The following is a 20,686-nucleotide window of genomic DNA, read 5'->3' as shown; positions in this document are numbered from 1 at the left end:
GTGGAGTCACGCAGCCTTCCCGTCCCGGACGGCCTCGACGGCATGCGGGTCGACGCCGCGCTCGCGAAGCTGCTCGGCTTTTCGCGGACGTTCGCTGCCGAGGTCGCCGAAGCAGGCGGCGTCGCGCTCGACGGACGCGTGCTCGCCAAGTCCGACAAGCTTCGGGGCGGCTCGTGGCTCGAGGTGGAGTGGGCGCCGAAGGAGGAGCCGCGTGTCGTGCCGGTCGCGGTGCCGGGCCTGGGGATCGTGTACGACGACGATGACATCGTCGTGGTCGACAAGCCTGCGGGCGTGGCCGCACACCCTTCGCTCGGCTGGGAGGGTCCGACCGTGCTGGGCGCGCTGGCCGCAGGCGGCTACCGCATCGCGACCACGGGGGCGGCGGAGCGCCAGGGGGTCGTCCACCGGCTCGACGTGGGCACGAGCGGGCTCATGGTCGTGGCGAAGTCCGAGCGGGCGTACACGGCCCTCAAGCGCGCGTTCAAGGAGCGCGAGGTCGAGAAGATCTACCACGCCGTCGTGCAGGGGCATCCCGATCCCCTGTCCGGCACGATCGACGCGCCGATCGGCCGCCACCCCTCCCACTCGTGGAAGTTCGCGGTGACGCCCGAGGGCAAGGACTCCGTGACCCACTACGAGACGCTCGAGGCCGTCCGCGGCGCGGCACTGCTCGAGATCCACCTCGAGACGGGGCGCACCCACCAGATCCGCGTGCACATGGCCGCGCACCGCCATCCGTGCGTGGGCGACCCGCTGTACGGCGGCGACCCGACGCTGTCGGCACGGCTCGGACTGACCCGCCAGTGGCTGCACGCGCACGAACTGTCGTTCGCGCACCCGACCGCGGGGGAGTGGGTCACCTTCACGTCGCCGTACCCGGACGACCTCGCGCATGCGCTCGAGGTGCTCCGCGCGGACTGACCGGCCCGGCGCTACACCGGCTGCGTCGCGGCGGGCGAGGCGGCGGTGGCCACGGCGACTGAGGTGTCTGATGCCTCGGTCGGGTCATCCACTGGCCCGATCGTCGACGGCTGGGGCGAGACGACGCCCGCGACGATCGCGCGGATCGCGAATTCGGTCGCGCGGGCGAGGTCGACCGCGTCGGGGGCCAGCAGCCACTGCACCTGCAGACCGTCCATGACGGCGAGGATGGATGCCGCGGCGTCTTCGATCACGCCGCGGTCGGTCACGCCGTGCTCGGCGCAGACGACCTCGAACGCGTCACGCACCTCGCTGCGCAGCGTGAGGTACCGCCGCTGGAAGAACTCCTTTGCGGGGTGGTCGTCGGTGACGGACTCGGCCGAGAGCACGGTGTAGGCCTGCACGATGCCCGCGCGGCGGCTGTTGAGGATCGCCGTGAGGATCAGGTGGCGGAAGAGGTCGCTGCCGCCGGGGATGTGCCGGCCCTCGAGGTGGGCGACGTCGGCCTCGTCGCGGTAGCTGAGCACCTCGAGCAAGAGGCGGTCCTTCGAGCCGAAGTGATGGAGGATGCCGGCGTGCGTCATGTCGACCTGGTCGGCGATCTCGGTGAGGGGCGCCTTGTTGTAGCCCTTGCTCCCGAACGTCTGCAGCGCGGCCTTCAGTATCTCTTCTCGCCGCTGGATGGTCTCCTGGCGCATCTTCGGCTCGCGGCGCCGGGTTTCACTCATGCCGGGACTCTACCAGCCGTCTACTTACAGACCTGTCAGGAATGGGTTGCAAGGTTGCTGACCGGCATGTAAGTATTTCGACAGCAGTTCTTGCGCCTTGCACTCAACGACGAGGAGACCATCTGTGAGCAAGCCCGTGGCACTCCAGCTCGGCGGTGATGTCCGCGAGCTTCTCGGGCTTCTCAGCCTCGAAGACAAGGTGCGCCTGCTGACCGGCAAGGCGGTCTGGCGCCTGCACGAGCTTCCCGCCGTCGGCCTTCGCTCGCTCACCATGTCCGACGGTCCCGTCGGCGTCCGCGGGCTCGGCGAGGTCGAGGGCGAGACCTCGGCGCTGTTCCCGTCGCCGAGCGCCGTGAGCGCGACGTGGGACCCCGCCACCGCGTACGAGGTGGGTCGCGCGTTCGCGCAGGAGGCGCGCGCCCATGGCGTCGACGTGGTGCTCGCGCCGCAGGTGAACATCCAGCGCACGCCGGTCGGTGGCCGCCACTTCGAGTGCTACTCCGAAGACCCGCTGCTGACCTCGGTCGTGGGCACGCGGGTCATCCGCGGCATCCAGGACCAGGGCGTCGCCGCATGCGTCAAGCACTTCATCGCGAACGACTCCGAGACCGACCGCACCGAGTACATCGCGACGGTCGATGATCAGACGATGCGCGAGGTCTACCTCGCGCCCTTCGAACACGCCGTTCGCGAGGGCGGGGCATGGTCGGTGATGGCCGCGTACAACCAGGTCGACGACGGTGTCGAGGCATCCCCGATGACCGACCACCGGCGCCTACTGACCGAGCTGCTCAAAGGCGAGCTCGGCTTCGACGGCGCGGTCGTGTCGGACTGGATGGCCACCCGCACCACCGTCGGCAGCGCCCTCGGCGGTCTCGACATCGTGATGCCGGGTCCGGGCGGACCGTGGGAGCAGAACCTCCTCGACGCCGTCCGCGCCGGCGAGGTGCCCGAAGAGGTCATCGACGACAAGGTGGCGCGAATCCTTCTTCTCGCCCGTCGCGTCGGGGCGCTCGACCTCCCCGAGCAGGCGATCGACACAGGCCCCGCCCTGGACGAGCTGATCACCCGCGTCGCCGCACAGTCGACGGTCGTCCTGCGCCGCGACGACCAGTCGCCGGTGTGGGATCGGCCCGCCCCCGCGCGCATCGCGCTCATCGGCCCCAACGCCGTGCGCCCGCACGTGCTCGGCGGAGGGAGCTCGACCGTGCACCCCCCGCACGTCGTGAGCCCCGCCGAAGGGCTGGTCGCGCGGTTCGCAGACGCCGAGGTCGACGTCCGCCGCGGCGGGGACTCGCGCCGGTACGCACCCGACCTCGACCTCGCCCTGCGCACGGCGGCGAGCGACGGCGCACTCCTCGAAGCGACGTTCCTCGCCGAGGACGGCACGGTGCGGGGCACCCGCCGGCTCACCTCGTGGGACGGCTGGCTGCGCGACCTGGGCGAGGTGCACACCGTCGTCGTGCGCGCCGAGGTCGTGCTCGCCGAGCCCGGCACGCACCGCATCGAGGTCGCGACGGTCGGCTCCTTCCGCTTCTGGCTCGACGGCATGCTCGTCGCCGAGAGCACGGCGCCCGCGGGCGTCGAGGTGATCCTCGACTCGTCGATCAACACCCCCGACGGCTACGGCGGCGACATCGAGATCACCGAGCCGCGCACCGTCGTGGTCGAGTCCGCCCACACGGTCATCCGCGCCGGGGGGTATGGCGAGATCGTGCGCGCCGGCTTCCGCCACCGCGCGCCCGGCACCGATGTCGACACCGAGATCGCCGAGGCGGTGGCCGCGGCATCCGTCGCCGACCTGACCGTCGTGGTCGTCGGAACCAACGAGGAGGTCGAGTCCGAGGGGTGGGATCGCATCGATCTGCAGCTGCCGGGGCGGCAGAACGAACTGGTCGAGCGCGTGCTGGATGCCGACCCCGACGCGGTCGTCGTCGTCAACGCCGGAGCGCCCGTCGTGCTGCCGTGGCTCGACCGGGCGCGCACCGTGCTGTGGGTGTGGTTCCCCGGTCAGGAGATGGGCCACGCGCTGGCCGGCATCCTCGGCGGCGACCTCGAGCCCGCCGGACGCCTGCCGTGGACGCTGCCGGCCTCAGAAGCCGACGTCCCCGTGCCCGACGCCCTCCCCGGAACCGACCGCCGCCTGCACTACACCGAGGGCATCCACGTCGGTTACCGCGCGTGGGAGCGCGCCGGCGCCGTGCCCGCGGCGCCCTTCGGACACGGACTCGGGTGGTCGAGCTTCGCCTACAGCGACCTCGAAGAGCCGGCGTGGACACCCGAGGGCGACCTCGTGGTCGCCCTCACGGTGACCAACACCGGCGCCCGCGACGCGCGCGAGACCGTGCAGGTCTATCTCGAGCCGCCGGCGGAGACGGCCATCGAGCGCCCGGTCCGCTGGCTCGCCGGATTCGCCGGCGCAGACGTCCCCGCCGGTGAGAGCCGCCGGGTCGCGGTGACCGTCCCCAGACGGTCGTTTCAGGCCTGGGACACCACCCGGGATCGCTGGATTACCGTTGTCGGGTCCTATGGGCTCGGGATCGGGCGATCTTCCCGTCAGATCGAGCTGGACGCCGCGGTCCAGGTCGATCCTCCCGTCGCACCGTAAGGAGACACAGCACCACTCGCGGGCAGCACCTTCACCAACCCGGCGCGTGCCGGAACCTCTCACCTACATCACAAGGAGACAGTCCATGAAGAAGTGGATGACCTCGGTCGCCGCCGTCGGTCTTGCGGCGACCATGCTGCTCACCGGCTGCGCGGGCGGTGGCGCAGACACCGACGACGCCACGGCCGGCGCCGCGCTCACGATCGCCAAGCCCGACGGCGCCATCGCCACCGAGAGCAACAACCCGTGGATCGGCGACTCGTCGGCCCTCAAGCTCGGCTACGCGAACGTCATCTTCGAGCCGCTCGCGTTCGTCAACCTGATCGACCCCTCGCAGGACGTCGTGCCGTGGCTCGCGTCCGAGATCGAGTGGGCCGACGACTACAAGAGCATCACGCTCACCGCCCGCGACGGAGTGACCTGGAACGACGGCGAGGACTTCACCGCCGACGACATCGCGTTCACGCTCGAGCTGATGAAGGACAACGACGCGATCAACCCCGCGGCCATCGACTTCCAGGACATCTCGGTCGACGGCAACACGGTCACCGTGACGTTCGGCAGCTCGATGTTCGTCAAGCAGGACAAGGTGCTGCAGAGCTTCATCGTCCCGGAGCACATCTGGAAGGACGTCGAGGACGTCACCACCGAGACGAACCCCGACCCGGTCGGCACCGGCCCGTACACGCTCACGAGCTTCAGCTCGCAGAGCGTCCGGGTCGACCTGCGCGACGACTACTGGGGCGGCGAGCTGGCCGTGCCGACGCTGTACTACGTCTCGTACAACGACAACACCGCGCTCACGACCGCTCTGGCCAACGGCGAGGCCGACTGGGCGCAGGCGTTCATCCCGAACATCGAGGACGCCTACCTGTCGAAGGACGACGCCAACCAGTACTGGGCTCCCGCGGGGCTGGGCGTCGACGCGGTGTGGTTCAACACCACCCGCAAGCCGTTCGACGACGTGGCGCTGCGTCAGGCGCTCAACCTGATCGTCGACCGCGGCAAGCACCGCGAGATCGCGCGCGAGGGCTCGGTGCCGGCGCTCACCTCGGTGACGGGCCTGCCGACCCCCGCCGGCGACCCGTACATCATCGACGAGTACGCCGGCCAGGAGTACACCGTCGACGTCGAGGCGGCCAAGGCCATCCTCACCGAGGCGGGCTACACGTGGGATGCCTCGGGCAAGCTGCTCGACGCGTCTGGCGCGCCGGTCACCTTCACGCTGCAGGTGCCCCAGGGCTGGAGCGACTATGTGACGGGCATCACGCTCATCGCCGACGAGGTCAAGCAGATCGGCATCGACGCGACGATCGACACACCGGATGTCGACACGTGGTGGGCCGCGAAGGGCACGGGTGACTTCGACGCCATCCTGCACTGGACCGACACGGGCCTGACCCCGTGGGACATCTACTCCGACGCGATGGACGGTGCGCGCTACCTGCCGCTGGGCGAGCAGTCCGAGGGCTACAACTTCGGCCGCTACCAGAGCCAGGAGGTCACCGACGCGCTGGCCGCGTACGCCACCGCCGCGAGCGACCAGGAGCGGGCCACGGCGCTGGACACCATCCAGCGGGCGTTCGTCGACGAGGCGGTCATCCTGCCGATCGGCACGCGCCCCTTCATCGGCGAGTTCAACACCCGCAACTACGTGGGGTGGCCGAGCGAAGAGGACCCGTACGCGGTTCCCGAGCCCACGCGCCCGCAGCAGCTGCTCATCCTGACGAAGCTGCAGCCTGCCGGCTGAGACGGCCGCACGAGCACGGCGGGTGCGCCCGGAGCCCGAACTGCGGGCGCACCCGCCGTACCAACGCCCTGCCCCTGTGCGAGGCAGGCAGATCCTTGGAGATGGAAGTGACCCGAGCGACGCTGCTCACGATCGAGGAGGTGGATGTCGTCTACGACGTCCAGCCGCCGGTCCACGCGGTGCGCAGGGTCTCGCTCGCGCTCGAACGCGGCGAGATCCTGGGCCTGGCAGGGGAGTCCGGCTGCGGCAAGACGACGTTGGCCTACGGCATCCAGCGGCTGCTGAAGCCGCCGGCCGTCATCAGCGGCAGCGTCGTGTTCCACGATCGCGACGGTGACGACATCGACATCATGAGCCTCGCGACCGACCAGCTGCGGGCGTTCCGCTGGGACAAGGCGTCGATGGTGTTCCAGGGGGCGATGAACGCGCTCAACCCGGTCAAGACGATCGGCAGTCAGCTCGACGACGTGTTCCGCACGCACCGCCCGAACCTCGGCAGGCGCGAGCGCCGCGAGGAGTGCGCGGCGCTGCTCGAACTCGTCCTGGTCGGCCGCGACCGCATGCGGTCGTACCCGCACGAGCTGTCCGGCGGCATGCGCCAGCGCGTCATGATCGCGATGGCCCTCGCGCTCAAGCCCCAGCTGATGATCATGGACGAGCCGACGACCGCGCTCGACGTGCTCGTCCAGCGCGAGATCCTCCAGCAGATCTCGCAGCTGCGCGAGCGCTTCGGGTTCTCGGTCATCTTCATCACGCACGACCTCCCGCTGCTGCTGGAGATCAGCGACCGCATCGCCGTCATGCGCGCGGGCGAGATCGTCGAGCTCGACACCCCCGAGAACATCTACCGCGGCGCCACGCACGAGTACACGCGCAAGCTGCTGAGCTCCTTCCCGAGCCTGACCGGCGACCGCGGCGGCTTCCTCCGCGGCGAAGCGGACTCCGACCCGACGGGAGCCCCCCGATGACCACCCTCGAGTTCTCGCACGTCAGCCGCACGTATCGCGTGCGCGGCGCCGGCACCCTCCGTGCGCTCGACGACGTCAGCTTCACCCTGACCTCGGGCAAGACCATCGCCCTGGTGGGTCAGTCCGGCTCCGGCAAGTCCACGATCGCCAAGATCCTCACGCAGCTCGAAGCGCCATCTTCCGGCGCGATCCTCCTCGACGGCGCCTCGATCCCGCGCCGCGGCCGGGCGCTGCGCGCCTACCGGCAGCAGGTGCGCATGGTCTTCCAGGACCCGTACGCGTCGCTGAACCCCTACCACACGATCCGCCATCACCTCGATCGCCCGCTGCGGCTGCACCGGGTGGTGCCGCGCACAGAGATCGACGCCGAGGTGTCGCGCCTGCTCGAGACCGTCAAGCTCTCGGCGGACCTGGCCGACCGGCATCCGCATGAGCTCTCCGGAGGGCAGCGCCAGCGCGTGGCGATCGCGCGCGCCCTCGCCTCGCGCCCGAGCCTGCTGATCGCCGACGAGCCGGTGTCGATGCTCGACGTGTCGATCCGCCTCGGCGTGCTGAACCTGCTCGCCGACCTGCAGCGCGCGTCGAACCTCGGCGTGCTCTACATCACCCATGACCTGGCGACCGCCCGCCACTTCAGCGACGAGATCATGGTGCTCAACAAGGGAGTCGTCGTCGAGCGCGGACCCGCCGACGAGGTGATCCTCCACCCCAAGGACGACTACACGCGGCGCCTGCGCGACGCGTCGCCGAACCCGGATCTGCTCTACGGCGGCGCCCGCGGCCGAAAGGGGGAGGGCCAGTGAGGTTCTTCCTTCGCCGCGCGGTCTTCTACGTCTTCACGGCGTGGGCCGCGATCACCATCAACTTCTTCCTGCCCCGGTTCATGAAGGGCGACCCGATCACGGCGTACCTCGCCCGCAACCAGGGCAAGGTCAGCCCCGAGGCGATCGACTCGCTGAAGATCCTGTTCGGCCTGAACTCCCAGAAGTCGCTGTGGGAGCAGTACCTCGACTACTGGGGCCTGTTGGTTCGCGGCGACCTCGGCCGGTCGCTCTCGAAGGGCCTGGCCCCGGTCACCGACATCATCGCCGACGCCCTTCCGTGGACGATCGGGCTCGTGGGCATCGCGACCCTCATCAGCTTCTTCGTCGGCACCTCGATCGGCACTTACATCGGCTGGAGGCGCGGCAGCAAGGCGGAGTTCTTCGTGCCGGTCGCGACGTTCCTGTCGACGGTGCCCTACTTCTGGCTGGGCCTGATCATGATCGCCGTCTTCTCGACGACGCTCGGGTGGTTTCCGGCATCCCATGCGTATGACAAGACCGTGACGCCCGGGTGGAACGGGGAGTTCGTGCAGAGCGTGATCTACCACGGCACTCTGCCGGCGCTGACGATCGTGATCACCTCGCTCGGCGGCTGGATCCTCGGCATGCGCAACATGATGATCACCGTGCTCGACGAGGACTACATCACCGTCGCGCAGGCGAAGGGCCTGTCGCCGTGGCGGGTCACGATGAACTACGCGGCGCGCAATGCCGTACTGCCGCAGCTGTCGAGCTTCGCGCTGTCGCTCGGCTTCATCGTCGGCGGCACGCTCATCATGGAGATGATCTTCTCGTACCCCGGCCTCGGCCTGCGCCTGTTCGAGGCGACGCTTGCAAAGGACTACCCGCTGATACAGGGCATCTTCCTCGTGATCACCCTCTCGGTGCTGGTCGCGAACATCGTCGCCGACATCGCCTACGCGGCCCTGGATCCGCGCACACGACAGGAGGAGGCACTGTGACCGCCGCGACCGGAACGATCGAGGCGGTCACCCCGGCCCCCGGGAGTCAGCGCTTCAGCGAAGCGTTCGCGATGTTCCGCAACGGCAAGTCGCTCGTCGGGCTCGTGATTCTCGCCTTCTTCACGCTGCTGGCGGTCTTCGGCCCGTGGGTCGCGCCGTACGACCCGAACGCGATCGACCTCGAGGCGCGCAACTCCCCGCCGAGCCCGGCACACTGGCTGGGCACGACGCATCTGGGCCAGGATGTGCTGAGCCAGATCATCATCGGCAGCCGCGACGTGATGTTCGTGGGGTTCGCGGCGGGGGTGCTCGGGACGATCCTCGCGGTGGTCGTGGGCGTCACCTCGGGCTACATCAAGGGTGCCGGAAGCGAGGCGCTGTCGGCGCTGGCCAACGTGTTCCTGGTGATCCCTGCGCTTCCGCTGATCATCATCATCACCTCGAACTTCGATGACCCGAGCATGATCCTCATCGCGTTCGTCCTCGCCATCACGGGGTGGGCGTGGGGCGCACGCGTGCTGCGCGCCCAGACCATGTCGCTGCGCAATCGCGATTTCGTGCAGGCCGCGCGCGCCAATGGCGAACCGTTGTGGCGGATCATCGCGGTCGAGATGCTGCCGAACCTGATGGCGGTCATTGCCTCGAGCTTCGTGGGCACCGTGACCGCGGCGATCCTCACCCAGACGACGCTCGCGTTCGTCGGCGTCACACCGATCACCCGCTGGAACTGGGGCACGATCCTGTTCTGGGCGCAGAGCCAGAACGCGTTCCCCGAGCGCTGGTGGTGGTACCTGCCCGCTGGGCTGTGCATCGCGCTCGTCGGCACGGCCCTCGCTCTGCTCAACTTCGGCATCGACGAGTACGTGAACCCGCGCCTGCGCAGCGCCGGCAAGCGCGCGCGTGCGCTGCGCAAGAAGGGCTTCACCCAGTCGGATGCCACGGTCGTGGCGCCGATCGACGCGCTGCCCGAGCCCGTGGACGAACCTGCAGAGGAACTGGGGCCGTACCGACCGGGGGCGTGAGCCGGGGCATCCCGTTCTCGCCCGCCGCCGCGGAGGTCGACTGACGCACCGGCGGGGAATGGCCGATGTCGGATGCCCCAGGCAGAGTGTGGGTATGACGATCGAGGTGCGGGCAGCGACCGAGTACGACGACGTTCGCACGATGGTCGGCCCGAAAGACCTCGCGTCGAACGTGTGCTGGTGCCTGAGCTACCGCCGCATCCCCACCGAGGTGAACAAGACCCTTCTCGGCCAAGCGCGCGCCGCGTACGTCGAAGGGCTCTGCCGCGCCGACCCGCCTCCGGGCGTGCTCGCGTACGACGACGGTGAGGTCGTCGGCTGGGCCGCCGTCGCGCCGCGCTCCGCGACGAGCTTCTCGCGCAGCCGCAAGATCCCGTACGTCGACGACCTCGAAGTGTGGTCGGTGTGGTGCTTCCGCGTGCGCGCCGGGCATCGCAAGCAGGGCATCATGCACGCGCTCCTCGCCGGAGCGGTCGAGTTCGCCCGCGCACACGACGCTCCGGCGATCGAGGGCTATCCGGCTGACACCGGCGACCGGCGCATCGACGTCACGTCGGGCTATGTCGGCACGCGGCGGCTGTTCGAGCAGGCCGGCTTCCGCAAGGCCGGCGACACGGCATCCGTCCTCTCCGGCTTCCCGCGCGTGATCATGCGACTCGACCTGCGCCAAGACTCGCGTCGCGGGCCGAACCCGTAGCGTACTCATCCCGCGCGAGCCCCAGCACCACGGCCACTTGGAGGCGCCGAGGGAGGGAACCCTCACGCTCCACTCGAGGGTGAACCGGCCTTCGCGCGCGGCCCCGCCGACACCCGGCGGGGCCGCGCGCGATGTCTGAGCCGGTCCATAGACTCGAAGACGTGGCATCCGACTCCTTCGTCCATCTGCACGTTCACAGCGAGTACTCGATGCTCGACGGGGCTGCGCGCATCGGCCCGATGGTGCAAGAGGCGGTGCGCCTGGGCATGCCGGCGATGGCCGTCACAGACCACGGCAACACGTTCGCGGCGTACGAGTTCTACAAGACCGCGAAAGACTCGGGCATCAAGCCGATCATCGGCATCGAGGCGTACGTCACGCCCGGCACGCACCGCTCCGACAAGGCGCGCGTGCGCTGGGGCACCCCCGAGCAGAGCGACGACGACGTCTCGGGCTCCGGCGCCTACACGCACATGACCCTGCTCAGCGAGACGACCGAGGGCATGCACAACCTCTTCCGCCTTTCGAGCCGCGCGAGCATGGAGGGGTACTACTTCAAGCCCCGCATGGACCGCGAGTTGCTGCAGACGTACGCGAAGGGGCTGATCGCGACGACGGGCTGCCCCGGCGGCGAGGTGCAGACGCGTCTGCGGCTCGGGCAGTACGACGCCGCTCGCGCGGCGGCGGCGGAGTTCCAGGACATCTTCGGAAAAGAGAACTACTTCGCCGAGATCATGGACCACGGCCTCTCGATCGAGCGCCGCGTCATGTCCGACCTGCTGAAGATCGCCAAAGACCTCGAGATTCCGCTGGTCGCCACCAACGACCTGCACTACACGCATCAGCACGACGCGGGAAGCCACGCCGCCCTGCTGTGCGTGCAGTCCGGCTCGACGCTCGATGACCCGAAGCGCTTCAAGTTCGACGGAGACGGCTACTACGTCAAGTCGCCCGCCGAGATGCGTCAGGTCTTCCGTGACCATGCCGAGGCGTGCGACAACACGCTGCTCATCGCCGAGCGCTGCGATGTCGAGTTCAACACGTCGGCGAACTACATGCCGCGCTTCCCGGTCCCCGAGGGCGAGACCGAAGAGAGCTGGTTCGTCAAAGAGGTCGAGAACGGACTGCGGGAGCGCTACCCGGCCGGCATCCCCGATGAGGTGCGCCGCCGAGCCGACTACGAGACCGGCATCATCGTGCAGATGAAGTTCCCCGGCTATTTCCTCGTCGTGGCCGACTTCATCAACTGGGCCAAGCACAACGGCATCCGCGTCGGGCCGGGTCGCGGCTCGGGAGCCGGTTCGATGGCCGCCTACGCGATGAGGATCACCGATCTCGACCCGCTCGAGCACGGTCTGCTGTTCGAGCGGTTCCTCAACCCCGAGCGCGTGTCGATGCCCGATTTCGATGTCGACTTCGACGATCGCCGCCGCGGCGAGGTGATCCAGTACGTCACCGACAAGTACGGAGACGAACGCGTCGCGCAGATCGTGACGTACGGCACGATCAAGGCCAAGCAGGCGCTGAAGGACGCCGGTCGCGTGCTCGGGTTCCCGTTCAGCATGGGGGAGCGACTCACCAAGGCGATGCCCCCGGCCGTGATGGGCAAGGACGTCCCGCTCACCGGCATGTTCGACCCCCAGCATCCGCGGTTCAAAGAGGCCTCCGAGTTCCGCGCCCTCATCGAGACGGATGCCGAGGCCAAGACGGTCTTCGACACCGCCGTCGGGCTCGAGAACCTGAAGCGCCAGTGGGGCGTCCACGCTGCCGGCGTCATCATGTCCAGCGATCCGCTGCTGGACATCATCCCGATCATGCGCCGTGAGCAGGACGGGCAGATCGTCACCCAGTTCGACTATCCGGCGTGCGAGTCCCTCGGCCTCATCAAGATGGACTTCCTGGGGCTGCGCAACCTCACGATCATCTCGGACGCCCTCGAGAACATCACCGCGAACCGCGGCGAGCAGCTCGTCCTCGAGGATCTCGCCCTCGATGACGCGGCGTCCTACGAACTGCTGTCCCGCGGCGACACGCTGGGGGTGTTCCAGCTCGACGGCGGACCGATGCGCTCCCTGCTGCGCCTGATGAAGCCCGACAACTTCGAAGACATCTCGGCCGTGCTCGCGCTCTACCGCCCCGGTCCGATGGGCGTGGACTCCCACACGAACTACGCGCTGCGCAAGAACGGTCTGCAGCAGATCACTCCGATCCATCCCGAGCTCGAAGAGCCGCTGCGCGACATCCTGGGCGGCACGTACGGCCTGATCGTCTATCAGGAGCAGGTGATGGAGGCCGCGCAGAAACTCGCCGGCTACACGCTCGGACAAGCAGACATCCTGCGAAAGGCGATGGGCAAGAAGGTCCGCGCCGTCCTTCAGAAGCAGCAGGAGACGTTCTTCGCGGGCATGACGGCCAATGGCTATTCGGCCGACGCGCAGAACGCACTGTGGAACGTGCTGGAGTCCTTCGCCGACTACGCCTTCAACAAGGCCCATACCGCCGCCTACGGACTCATCTCGTACTGGACGGCCTATCTCAAGGCGCACTATCCCGCCGAGTACATGGCGGCCCTCCTCACGAGCGTCGGAGACTCGAAGGACAAGATGGCGGTGTACCTCAACGAATGCCGACGCATGGGAATCCGCGTGCTCCCGCCCGATGTCAACGGGTCGATCCGGTACTTCGCGGCCGTCGGCGAAGACATCCGCTTCGGCCTCGGCGCGGTGCGCAACGTGGGCGCGAACGTCGTCGACGGCATCGTCGCTGCGCGCAAGGATGCCTCGTACGCGGGCTTCCACGACTTCCTGGGCAAGGTGCCGGCCCACGTCGCGAACAAGCGCACGGTCGAGTCGTTGATCAAGGCGGGGGCCTTCGACTCCCTCGGCTCGACGCGGCGGGCCCTCATGGAGATCCACGAGGATGCGACCGAGCAGGCGGTGCTCGACAAGCGCCGCGAGGCCAACGGCGAGGTCGGGTTCGACTTCGACTCGCTGTGGGGCGACGACGAGCCGCAGCACGCGGCGAAGGTGCCCGAGCGGCCGGAGTGGACGAAGAAGGACAAGCTGGCCTTCGAGCGCGAGATGCTCGGGCTCTACGTCTCGGACCACCCTCTCGCGGGCCTGGAGATCCCGCTCGCGAAGCACGCCTCGACCAGCATCCACGACCTGCTGGCATCCGACGACGTCAACGACGGCGACCAGGTGACTGTCGCGGGGCTCGTCACGAGCGTGCAGCACCGGGTCGCGAAGCAGAGCGGCAACCCCTACGGCATGATCACCGTCGAGGACTTCGACGGCGAGGTGACGATCATGTTCATGGGCAAGACGTACCTCGAGTTCCAGTCGATGCTGCAGGCGGATTCGATCCTCGTGGTGCGAGGCCGCGTGTCACGCCGCGACGACGGCCTCAACCTGCACGCCCAAGCCGCGTTCACGCCGGATCTCGGAGCGGTCGACGCGTCCGGCCCGCTCATCCTGATGCTTCCGGAGCATCGTGCGACCCAGGGCCTCGTCGAGGAGCTCTCCCGCGTGCTCACGCGCCATGTGGGCGAGACCGAGGTCACACTCAAGCTGCACAAGGGGTCCACTGCGAAGGTGTTCGAGGTGCCGCATCCGGTCTCGGTGACCGCCGACCTGTACGGCGAGCTCAAGGGACTGCTCGGCCCACAGTGCCTCGGCTGAGCTTCGTTTCGCGCCGCGCGTCGTCTCCTTGCGGTCTCATCCGGCGTGGGTAGTATCGGCTCCACGCGTCGACGCGACGTGTGGCAGAAGGGAAGAATGTGACTGACGAGCAGAGCCTGGAAGAGCGGATCGACGCGGCGCAGCCGGACGTCGAGAGCGTGGCTCCTGACGAGAACGCCCCCGCGGCCGAAGCGCCGGCGACCGCGCACACCGATTCGGCGGGCTCAGATGACCAGTTGCCGCCCCAGTACGGGGTCGGCCCCTTCTCGATCCGCGAGGTCTCGATCATCGGCGCGTGGCTCGTGGCCTTCGTGTCGTCGTTCTTCTCGGTGACCGTCTTCGCGTTCGCATCGGTGTGGACGCTCGGCATCGTGTGGATCCTCATGATCGGCGTGCCCACGGTCGCCGTCTTCCTCCTGGCGCTGCGTCGCCTGTCGCCCCAGGGCATCCGCCGCGTGGGGTCGCTGGGCATCGACCAGTTCGCCTCCGTGGCGTTCTCCGTCTCGGCCACCGTGTGGTTCGCGTGGATCTGGGACGCCTTCCGCACCTTGAGCGTCCAGGGCGGCGCGTGGGTGAGCAGCTGGGTCGTCTTCGTGTGCTTCGCCGCGATGCTCGCCGGCGTCGTGCTGACGGTGTTCGCCCCGTTCATCCCGCCCTTCAGCGAGGACTTCCGCGGTCGCCCCGAGGTCGTCGCCCACCGCAGCGCCCGGCCCATCCGTCCCGTCACCGCGCGGCCTGCTCGCCCCGTCGCCGAAATCGCTTACGTCCAGCCGGCAGGCTCCACCGACCCCGGTGCGTACGGTGCCACCGGTGCGTACGGCCAGCCGGCCGCTTACGGCGAGCCGGCCGCTTACGGCCAGCCGGGCGAATACGCCGACACGGGGGCGTACTCCTTCGCCGACCCCGAAGCCGCGCACACCGCCTATTCGGGCAGCGACGAGCAGGCCCCGGCCGACGGCGAGCCCATCATCGAGGCTCCCGTGGCGGCGGAGCCTCGCGTCGAAGAGGCGCCCGCCGTGCGGTATCAGGCGTTCTGGGCCCTCGCACCGGTCGAGCGCGACGTCGTCGACGAGCAGGGCATTCCGCTCTTCCGCATCGGTCCCATGGCTTGGGCGCTCGTCATCGAGGACCGCGGCGACACGTTCGTCGTGCGCGACGAGGACGGCACGGTCGGCTTCCTCCACGACGTCTCCGAGGTGACGCGCGGCTGATGCGGCGGCTGGGGCGTCTTCTGCGGTTCAGGAGACGATCACCTCGAACCGATACCCTGAGGGGATGCTCCGGACCATCGATCTGCGCGGTCGCTCGCTGACCGCCTCCGAGTTGCTCGACACCGTCCCGCGCGCGACAGCCGCTCTCGAAGAAGCCCAGCACGCCGCGGCGCAGATCGTCGCCGCAGTGGCCTCCGACGGCGAGGCCGCGCTGCGCGACCAGGCGGAGCGCTTCGACGGGGTGGCCGGTCACGACATCCGGGTTCCGCAGCAGCACCTCGACGAGGCGCTCGAGGGTCTCGACCCGATCGTGCGGGCGGCGCTCGAAGAGGCGATCGTCCGGGTGCGCGCCGCGTCGGCCGCGCAGGTCCCGCCGCCGGCCACGACCGATCTCGACGCGGGCGCGCGTGTGATCCAGCGCTGGCAGCCGGTCCGCCGCGTCGGTCTCTACGTGCCGGGCGGCAAGGCGGTGTATCCCTCGAGCGTCGTGATGAACGTCGTGCCCGCACAGGTCGCCGGCGTGGACGAGGTCGCCCTCGCGTCGCCGCCGCAGCGCGAGTTCGGCGGAAGGATCCACCCGGTCATCCTCGCGGCGGCGCGGCTGCTGGGTGTCACCGAGGTCTACGCGATGGGCGGCGCGGGCGCGATCGGCGCGTTCGCACACGGCGTGCCGAGCCTCGGACTTGAGCGGGTCGACGTCGTGACCGGTCCCGGCAACAACTTCGTCGCCGCCGCCAAGCGCGTCGTGGCCGGTCTGGTCGGGACGGACGCCGAGGCCGGTGCCACCGAGATCCTGATCGTGGCCGACGACTCCGCCGACCCGCGCCTGGTCTCGGCCGACCTCGTGAGCCAGGCCGAGCACGACGAGCAGGCCTCCGCGGTGCTCGTCACCGCCTCCGCCGCCCTCGCTGACGCGGTGGCCGCCGACATCGTGGAGCGGGCCTCTCGCACGCGCCACGCCGAGCGGGTCCGCACGGCGCTATCGGGCCCTCAGTCGGCGATCGTGCTCGTGGATGACCTCGCCGCGGCGACCGCGTTCAGCAACGCTTACGCGCCGGAACACCTCGAGCTGCACCTCGAAGCCCCGCGCCCCGAAGACTTCATCCACGCCGGGGCAGTGTTCGTCGGCCCCCACGCGCCGGTGAGCCTCGGCGACTACCTCGCCGGCAGCAACCACGTGCTCCCCACCGGGGGCCAGGCGCGCTACGCCTCGGGCCTGTCGGCGTCGACATTCCTTCGTCCGCAGCAGGTGATCGAGTATGACCGCGCCGCGCTCGCGCGGGTGAGCGCGGCGATCGTCGCCCTCGCTGAGGCCGAGGCGCTGCCGGCCCACGGAGAGGCGATCACTGCGCGCTTCGACGGGCACGCGCCGTCGTCCGGCGCGACCGCCGCCGCTGTCGGGGCGTAGTCTGTCGGTGCCATGCATTGCCCGTTCTGCCGTCATCCCGACTCACGCGTGATCGATTCGCGCACAAGCGACGATGGCCTCAGCATTCGTCGTCGGCGCCAATGCCCCGAGTGCGGCGGCCGCTTCTCGACCATCGAGACGGCGAGTCTGAACGTCATCAAGCGTTCCGGGGTGATCGAGCCGTTCAGTCGCGAGAAGGTGATGTCGGGCGTGCGCAAGGCGTGTCAGGGCCGGCCGGTGACCGACGGCGATCTCGCGGTCCTCGCGCAGCGCGTCGAAGAGGCGGTGCGGCAGACGGGAGCGTCGCAGGTCGACACGAACGAGATCGGGCTCGCGATCCTGGGGCCGCTGCGCGAGCTGGACGAAGTCGCCTATCTGCGCTTCGCGAGCGTGTACCAGGCGTTCGAATCCCTTGAGGACTTCGAGACCGCGATCTCGCTGCTGCGCGCGGACCACGGCCGGCCGTCCCCGCGCGTGCCGCTCGAGGACTGACCCCGGTCGGGGCGGTCGGTTCCTGCCGATAGCCTGGAACAGATGTACGCCTTCATCTTCCGCACCTTCTTCGCGCGCATGGATCCCGAGACGGCGCACCACGCGGCGATGCTGGTCATCCGCGTGCTCGGGTTGCCGGTGTTCTCGTGGGCCGCGCGCGCGATCACGAAGCCCGCGCCCGCACTCCGCCGGTCCGCGCTGGGCCTGGACTTCGACTCGCCGTTCGGAGTCGCGGCAGGGTTCGACAAGAACGCGGTCGGCGTGTCGGGGCTGTGGGCGCTGGGCTTCGGCCACATCGAGGTCGGCACCGTCACGGCGATCCCGCAGGACGGCAACCCGAGGCCGCGCCTGTTCCGCCTGATCCCCGATCGTGCGGTCGTCAACCGCATGGGTTTCAACAATCGCGGCGCCGATGCCCTCGCGGCACGCCTCACGAAGCTGCGGCGCCGGGCGAGGCGGCCCGTGATCGGGGTGAACATCGGCAAGTCGCGGGTGGTAGAGGTCGCCGACGCGGTCGCCGACTACGTGCGCAGCGCGACGCTGCTGGCTTCGCTGGCCGACTACCTCGTCGTGAACGTCTCATCGCCCAATACGCCGGGACTGCGGGGCCTGCAGGCGGTCGAGACGCTTCGTCCGCTTCTTGATGCGGTGAAGGATGCCTCAGGCACCACGCCCCTGCTCGTGAAGATCGCGCCCGACCTGTCCGACGACGAGATCACGTCGATCGCGGCGCTCGCCGTCGAGCTCGGGCTGGCGGGCATCGTCGCGACCAACACGACGATCTCCCGGGTCGGACTGATCACCGACCCCGCCGTGATCGCGGCCGCGGGCGACGGCGGACTCTCGGGTGCACCGCTGAAGGCGCGTGCCCTCGACGTGCTGCGCACCGTGCGGGCGGCAGTCCCCGACGACTTCGTCGTCATCGCCGCCGGCGGCGTGGAGACGGCGGCGGATGTGCGCGAGCGACTGGATGCCGGGGCCGACCTCGTGCAGGGGTACACGGCGTTCCTCTACCGCGGGCCGCTGTGGGCGCGCCAGATCAACAGGGGCCTGGTCGAGGCATCCTGAAGAGGAGATCTCGATACGCCGGCGCTGCGCGCCGGCACTCGATTTTGACCCGACCCGGCTCACCGGTGCTGCGCGGAATGGCGCGGGTTGGCGGAGGAGATCTCGGTACACCGGCGCTGCGCGCCGGCACTCGATCTTGACCCGGGCTTACCGGGGCTGCGCGGAATGGCGCGGGTTGCGGAGGAGATCTCGATACACCGGCGCTGCGCGCCGGCACTCGATCTTGACCCGACCCGACTCAACGCCGCTGCGCGGCATTGAGTCGGGTCGCGTCAAGGGTGTTGACCGCGCTTGACCTGAGCTTTCGGGAGCCGCATGAAGCGCATCTGGATCGTGCGCATCGCGGAGTACCAGCCGAGCCCCTTCTCGAGGCGGTCGGCGCCGAACTTGTCGCGCGCGGCGCGCTTGACGCGGATCGAGGTGATGACCATGTCGCCGACGACGAAGAAGATGAAGATCCACAGCGCGACGAACGCGTAGTACTGCACCGCCTGCACCGGGATGAACATCGCCACGATCACGAACACCATGGCGGGCATGACGGCCTCGCCGAGGTGCCAGCCCGAGTCGACGAAGTCGCGCGCGAACTTGCGCTGCGGGCCCTGGTCGCGCGCCGGGAGGTACTTGGGGTCGCCAGCGGCCATGCCCAGGCGGGCCTTCTCGCGCTGGTTCGCGAGCTCCATCTTGGCGCGCGCCTTCGCCTCTTTCGTGTCAGGCACGAGCGGTCGCTTGCGCGCCGCCTCCTGCGCGGCCCGCGACGGGGTCGCGCGGCCCTTGCTGGGGTTCGCCGCGAGGGGCGAGCCGCCCGCGACGGCGCCCTCCGAAGGGGCTCCGTCGGTTGCTGAGTCGGGTGGGGTCTTTGCCACGGCTGATCCTCGATCGTGCGGTAGGGGGTGCGCTTAAGATTACCCGCATGACCTCAGATGACTCTCGGACCGATTCCGTCCGCGCTGCGGCGACGGGCGGCGTGCCCGCAGCCCTCGCCGATCTCGGCGCGCTGGTGCGCATCCCCTCCATCGCCTTTCCCGGTTTCGACCCCGCGAACGTTCGCCGCAGCGCGGACGCCGTGGCCGATCTCGCGCGCGATCTCGGCATCTTCGAGACCGTCGAGGTCAGGCAGGCGGCGATCCCGGGCGCCGACGAGATCGGCATGCCGGCGGTGGTCGCCACGCGCGCTGCGCGCAACGGCCGCCCGACCATCCTGCTCTACGCGCACCACGATGTGCAGCCCGTCGGCGACGAGAGCCTGTGGGAGTCGGCGCCGTTCGAGCCGACGGTCCGCGCCGGGCGACTGTATGGCCGCGGCGCCGCCGACGACAAAGCGGGTGTGATGGTGCACATCGGAGCGCTCCGCGCGCTCGTCGAGGCGCTCGGCGACGACTTCGACCTCGGGGTCGCGCTGTTCATCGAGGGCGAGGAGGAGGCCGGGTCCCGTTCGTTCGCGCAGTTCCTGAGCGACAACGCCGACACCCTGCGCGCTGACGCGATCGTCGTGGCCGACTCGACCAACTGGGATGCCTCGACCCCTGCCCTCACCGTGTCGCTGCGCGGCAACACGCGCTTCACGCTGCGCGTGCGCACGCTCGACCACGCCTCGCACTCCGGCATGTTCGGGGGAGCGGTGCCCGATGCCACGATGGCGACGGTGAAGCTGCTCGCGACCCTGTGGGACGAGGACGGCGCGGTGGCCGTGCAGGGGCTCACCGAGCGGGATGCCCCCACCCCCGCGTACCCGGAGGAGACCTTGCGCGACGAGGCGGGTCTTCCCGACGGCGTGTCGCCGATCGGCCGCGGAACGATCCTCAGCCGCCTGTGGAACAAGCCCTCCATCACGGTGACGGGCATCGGCGCACCGGGCGTCGCGAACGCATCCAACACCCTGAGCCCCGAGATCGCGGTCGTGATCAGCGCACGCGTGGCCCCGGGCCAGCGCGCCGTCGACGCCTACGCGGCAATCGAGGCGCATCTGCGCGCGCACGCGCCGTTCGGCGCGCAGCTGACCTTCAGCGACCAGGACTACGGGGACCCGTTCCTCGTGGACACCTCGGGATGGGCAGTCGCCGACGCGCGCGACGCGCTGCGGGAGGCGTACGGACCCGAGCCGGTCGAGATGGGCGTGGGCGGCTCCATCCCTTTCATCGCGGACCTCGTGCGCGAGTTCCCAGGCGCCCAGATCCTGGTGACCGGGGTCGAGGACCCGCATGCGCGGGCGCACAGCCCGAACGAGTCGCTCCACCTCGACACGTTCCGCAACGCTCTCGTGGCCGAGGCGCTGCTGCTGGCCAAGCTCGACGCGCGCACGGTCTGAGCCAGGCGTGACCGGCGGTTTCCGAGCCGCCGGTCACGC

Annotated in this window: 16 protein-coding genes; 14 read left to right on the top strand and 2 right to left on the bottom strand. The window is 69.5% G+C overall.

What is annotated here, in order from left to right:
* The gene (locus AB1K54_RS10030; protein WP_371202605.1) at window positions 1-921 is read left to right on the top strand and encodes an RluA family pseudouridine synthase; all 921 of its coding nucleotides are present in this window, start codon (window positions 1-3) and stop codon (window positions 919-921) included.
* Between the two features lie 11 nt (window positions 922-932).
* Here AB1K54_RS10030 and AB1K54_RS10025 read toward each other — a convergent pair whose 3' ends face one another.
* Window positions 933-1,649, bottom strand: a complete 717-nt coding sequence (locus tag AB1K54_RS10025; RefSeq protein WP_371202604.1) for a TetR/AcrR family transcriptional regulator — start codon at window positions 1,647-1,649, stop codon at window positions 933-935.
* Between the two features lie 124 nt (window positions 1,650-1,773).
* Here AB1K54_RS10025 and AB1K54_RS10020 point away from each other — a divergent pair, with 124 nt between their 5' ends.
* The 12 genes from AB1K54_RS10020 (at window position 1,774) to AB1K54_RS09965 (ending at window position 18,339) form a co-directional block, all read left to right on the top strand.
* Window positions 1,774-4,257, top strand: a complete 2,484-nt coding sequence (locus tag AB1K54_RS10020) for a beta-glucosidase (protein ID WP_371202603.1) — start codon at window positions 1,774-1,776, stop codon at window positions 4,255-4,257.
* Window positions 4,258-4,342: 85 nt separating this feature from the next.
* Entirely contained in the window at window positions 4,343-6,007 is a 1,665-nt protein-coding gene (locus AB1K54_RS10015; protein ID WP_371202602.1) for an ABC transporter substrate-binding protein, read from the top strand.
* Between the two features lie 107 nt (window positions 6,008-6,114).
* Window positions 6,115-6,975, top strand: a complete 861-nt coding sequence (locus AB1K54_RS10010) for an ABC transporter ATP-binding protein (protein ID WP_371202601.1) — start codon at window positions 6,115-6,117, stop codon at window positions 6,973-6,975.
* Entirely contained in the window at window positions 6,972-7,778 is an 807-nt protein-coding gene (locus tag AB1K54_RS10005; RefSeq protein ID WP_371202600.1) for an ABC transporter ATP-binding protein, read from the top strand. Before AB1K54_RS10010 ends, AB1K54_RS10005 begins: the two co-directional genes overlap by 4 nt.
* Window positions 7,775-8,761 (top strand): ABC transporter permease, encoded by a 987-nt coding sequence (locus AB1K54_RS10000; protein WP_371202599.1) that lies wholly within the window; start codon window positions 7,775-7,777, stop codon window positions 8,759-8,761. The genes AB1K54_RS10005 and AB1K54_RS10000 overlap by 4 nt, the downstream gene beginning before the upstream one ends.
* Window positions 8,758-9,783, top strand: a complete 1,026-nt coding sequence (locus AB1K54_RS09995; protein WP_371202598.1) for an ABC transporter permease — start codon at window positions 8,758-8,760, stop codon at window positions 9,781-9,783. Before AB1K54_RS10000 ends, AB1K54_RS09995 begins: the two co-directional genes overlap by 4 nt.
* Before the next feature lie 94 nt (window positions 9,784-9,877).
* Window positions 9,878-10,480, top strand: a complete 603-nt coding sequence (locus AB1K54_RS09990; RefSeq protein WP_371202597.1) for a GNAT family N-acetyltransferase — start codon at window positions 9,878-9,880, stop codon at window positions 10,478-10,480.
* Window positions 10,481-10,611: 131 nt separating this feature from the next.
* The gene (dnaE, locus tag AB1K54_RS09985; protein WP_371202596.1) at window positions 10,612-14,160 is read left to right on the top strand and encodes a DNA polymerase III subunit alpha; all 3,549 of its coding nucleotides are present in this window, start codon (window positions 10,612-10,614) and stop codon (window positions 14,158-14,160) included.
* 98 nt (window positions 14,161-14,258) lie between these two features.
* Window positions 14,259-15,371 (top strand): hypothetical protein, encoded by a 1,113-nt coding sequence (locus tag AB1K54_RS09980; RefSeq protein WP_371202595.1) that lies wholly within the window; start codon window positions 14,259-14,261, stop codon window positions 15,369-15,371.
* 64 nt (window positions 15,372-15,435) lie between these two features.
* Window positions 15,436-16,779 (top strand): histidinol dehydrogenase, encoded by a 1,344-nt coding sequence (gene hisD, locus AB1K54_RS09975; RefSeq protein WP_371202594.1) that lies wholly within the window; start codon window positions 15,436-15,438, stop codon window positions 16,777-16,779.
* Window positions 16,780-16,791: 12 nt separating this feature from the next.
* Complete coding sequence (gene nrdR, locus AB1K54_RS09970; protein ID WP_371202593.1) at window positions 16,792-17,271, top strand: transcriptional regulator NrdR; 480 nt, start codon at window positions 16,792-16,794, stop codon at window positions 17,269-17,271.
* Window positions 17,272-17,313: 42 nt separating this feature from the next.
* Window positions 17,314-18,339, top strand: coding sequence for a quinone-dependent dihydroorotate dehydrogenase (locus AB1K54_RS09965; protein WP_371202592.1), 1,026 nt, complete (start codon window positions 17,314-17,316; stop codon window positions 18,337-18,339).
* A gap of 272 nt (window positions 18,340-18,611) precedes the next feature.
* On the opposite strand, the gene AB1K54_RS09960 is transcribed toward AB1K54_RS09965, so the two are convergent.
* The gene (locus AB1K54_RS09960; protein ID WP_371202591.1) at window positions 18,612-19,205 is read right to left on the bottom strand and encodes a DUF3043 domain-containing protein; all 594 of its coding nucleotides are present in this window, start codon (window positions 19,203-19,205) and stop codon (window positions 18,612-18,614) included.
* A 47-nt stretch (window positions 19,206-19,252) separates the two neighbouring features.
* Here AB1K54_RS09960 and AB1K54_RS09955 point away from each other — a divergent pair, with 47 nt between their 5' ends.
* The gene (locus AB1K54_RS09955; protein ID WP_371202590.1) at window positions 19,253-20,647 is read left to right on the top strand and encodes a dipeptidase; all 1,395 of its coding nucleotides are present in this window, start codon (window positions 19,253-19,255) and stop codon (window positions 20,645-20,647) included.
* Window positions 20,648-20,686 lie beyond the last annotated feature (39 nt).

The sequence above is a fragment of the Microbacterium sp. BWT-B31 genome (assembly GCF_041379855.1).
In the GTDB taxonomy this organism is placed as follows: domain Bacteria; phylum Actinomycetota; class Actinomycetes; order Actinomycetales; family Microbacteriaceae; genus Microbacterium.
The sequence above is the reverse complement of the archived record's forward strand: the minus strand, read 5'-3'. Positions and strand labels throughout refer to the sequence as shown.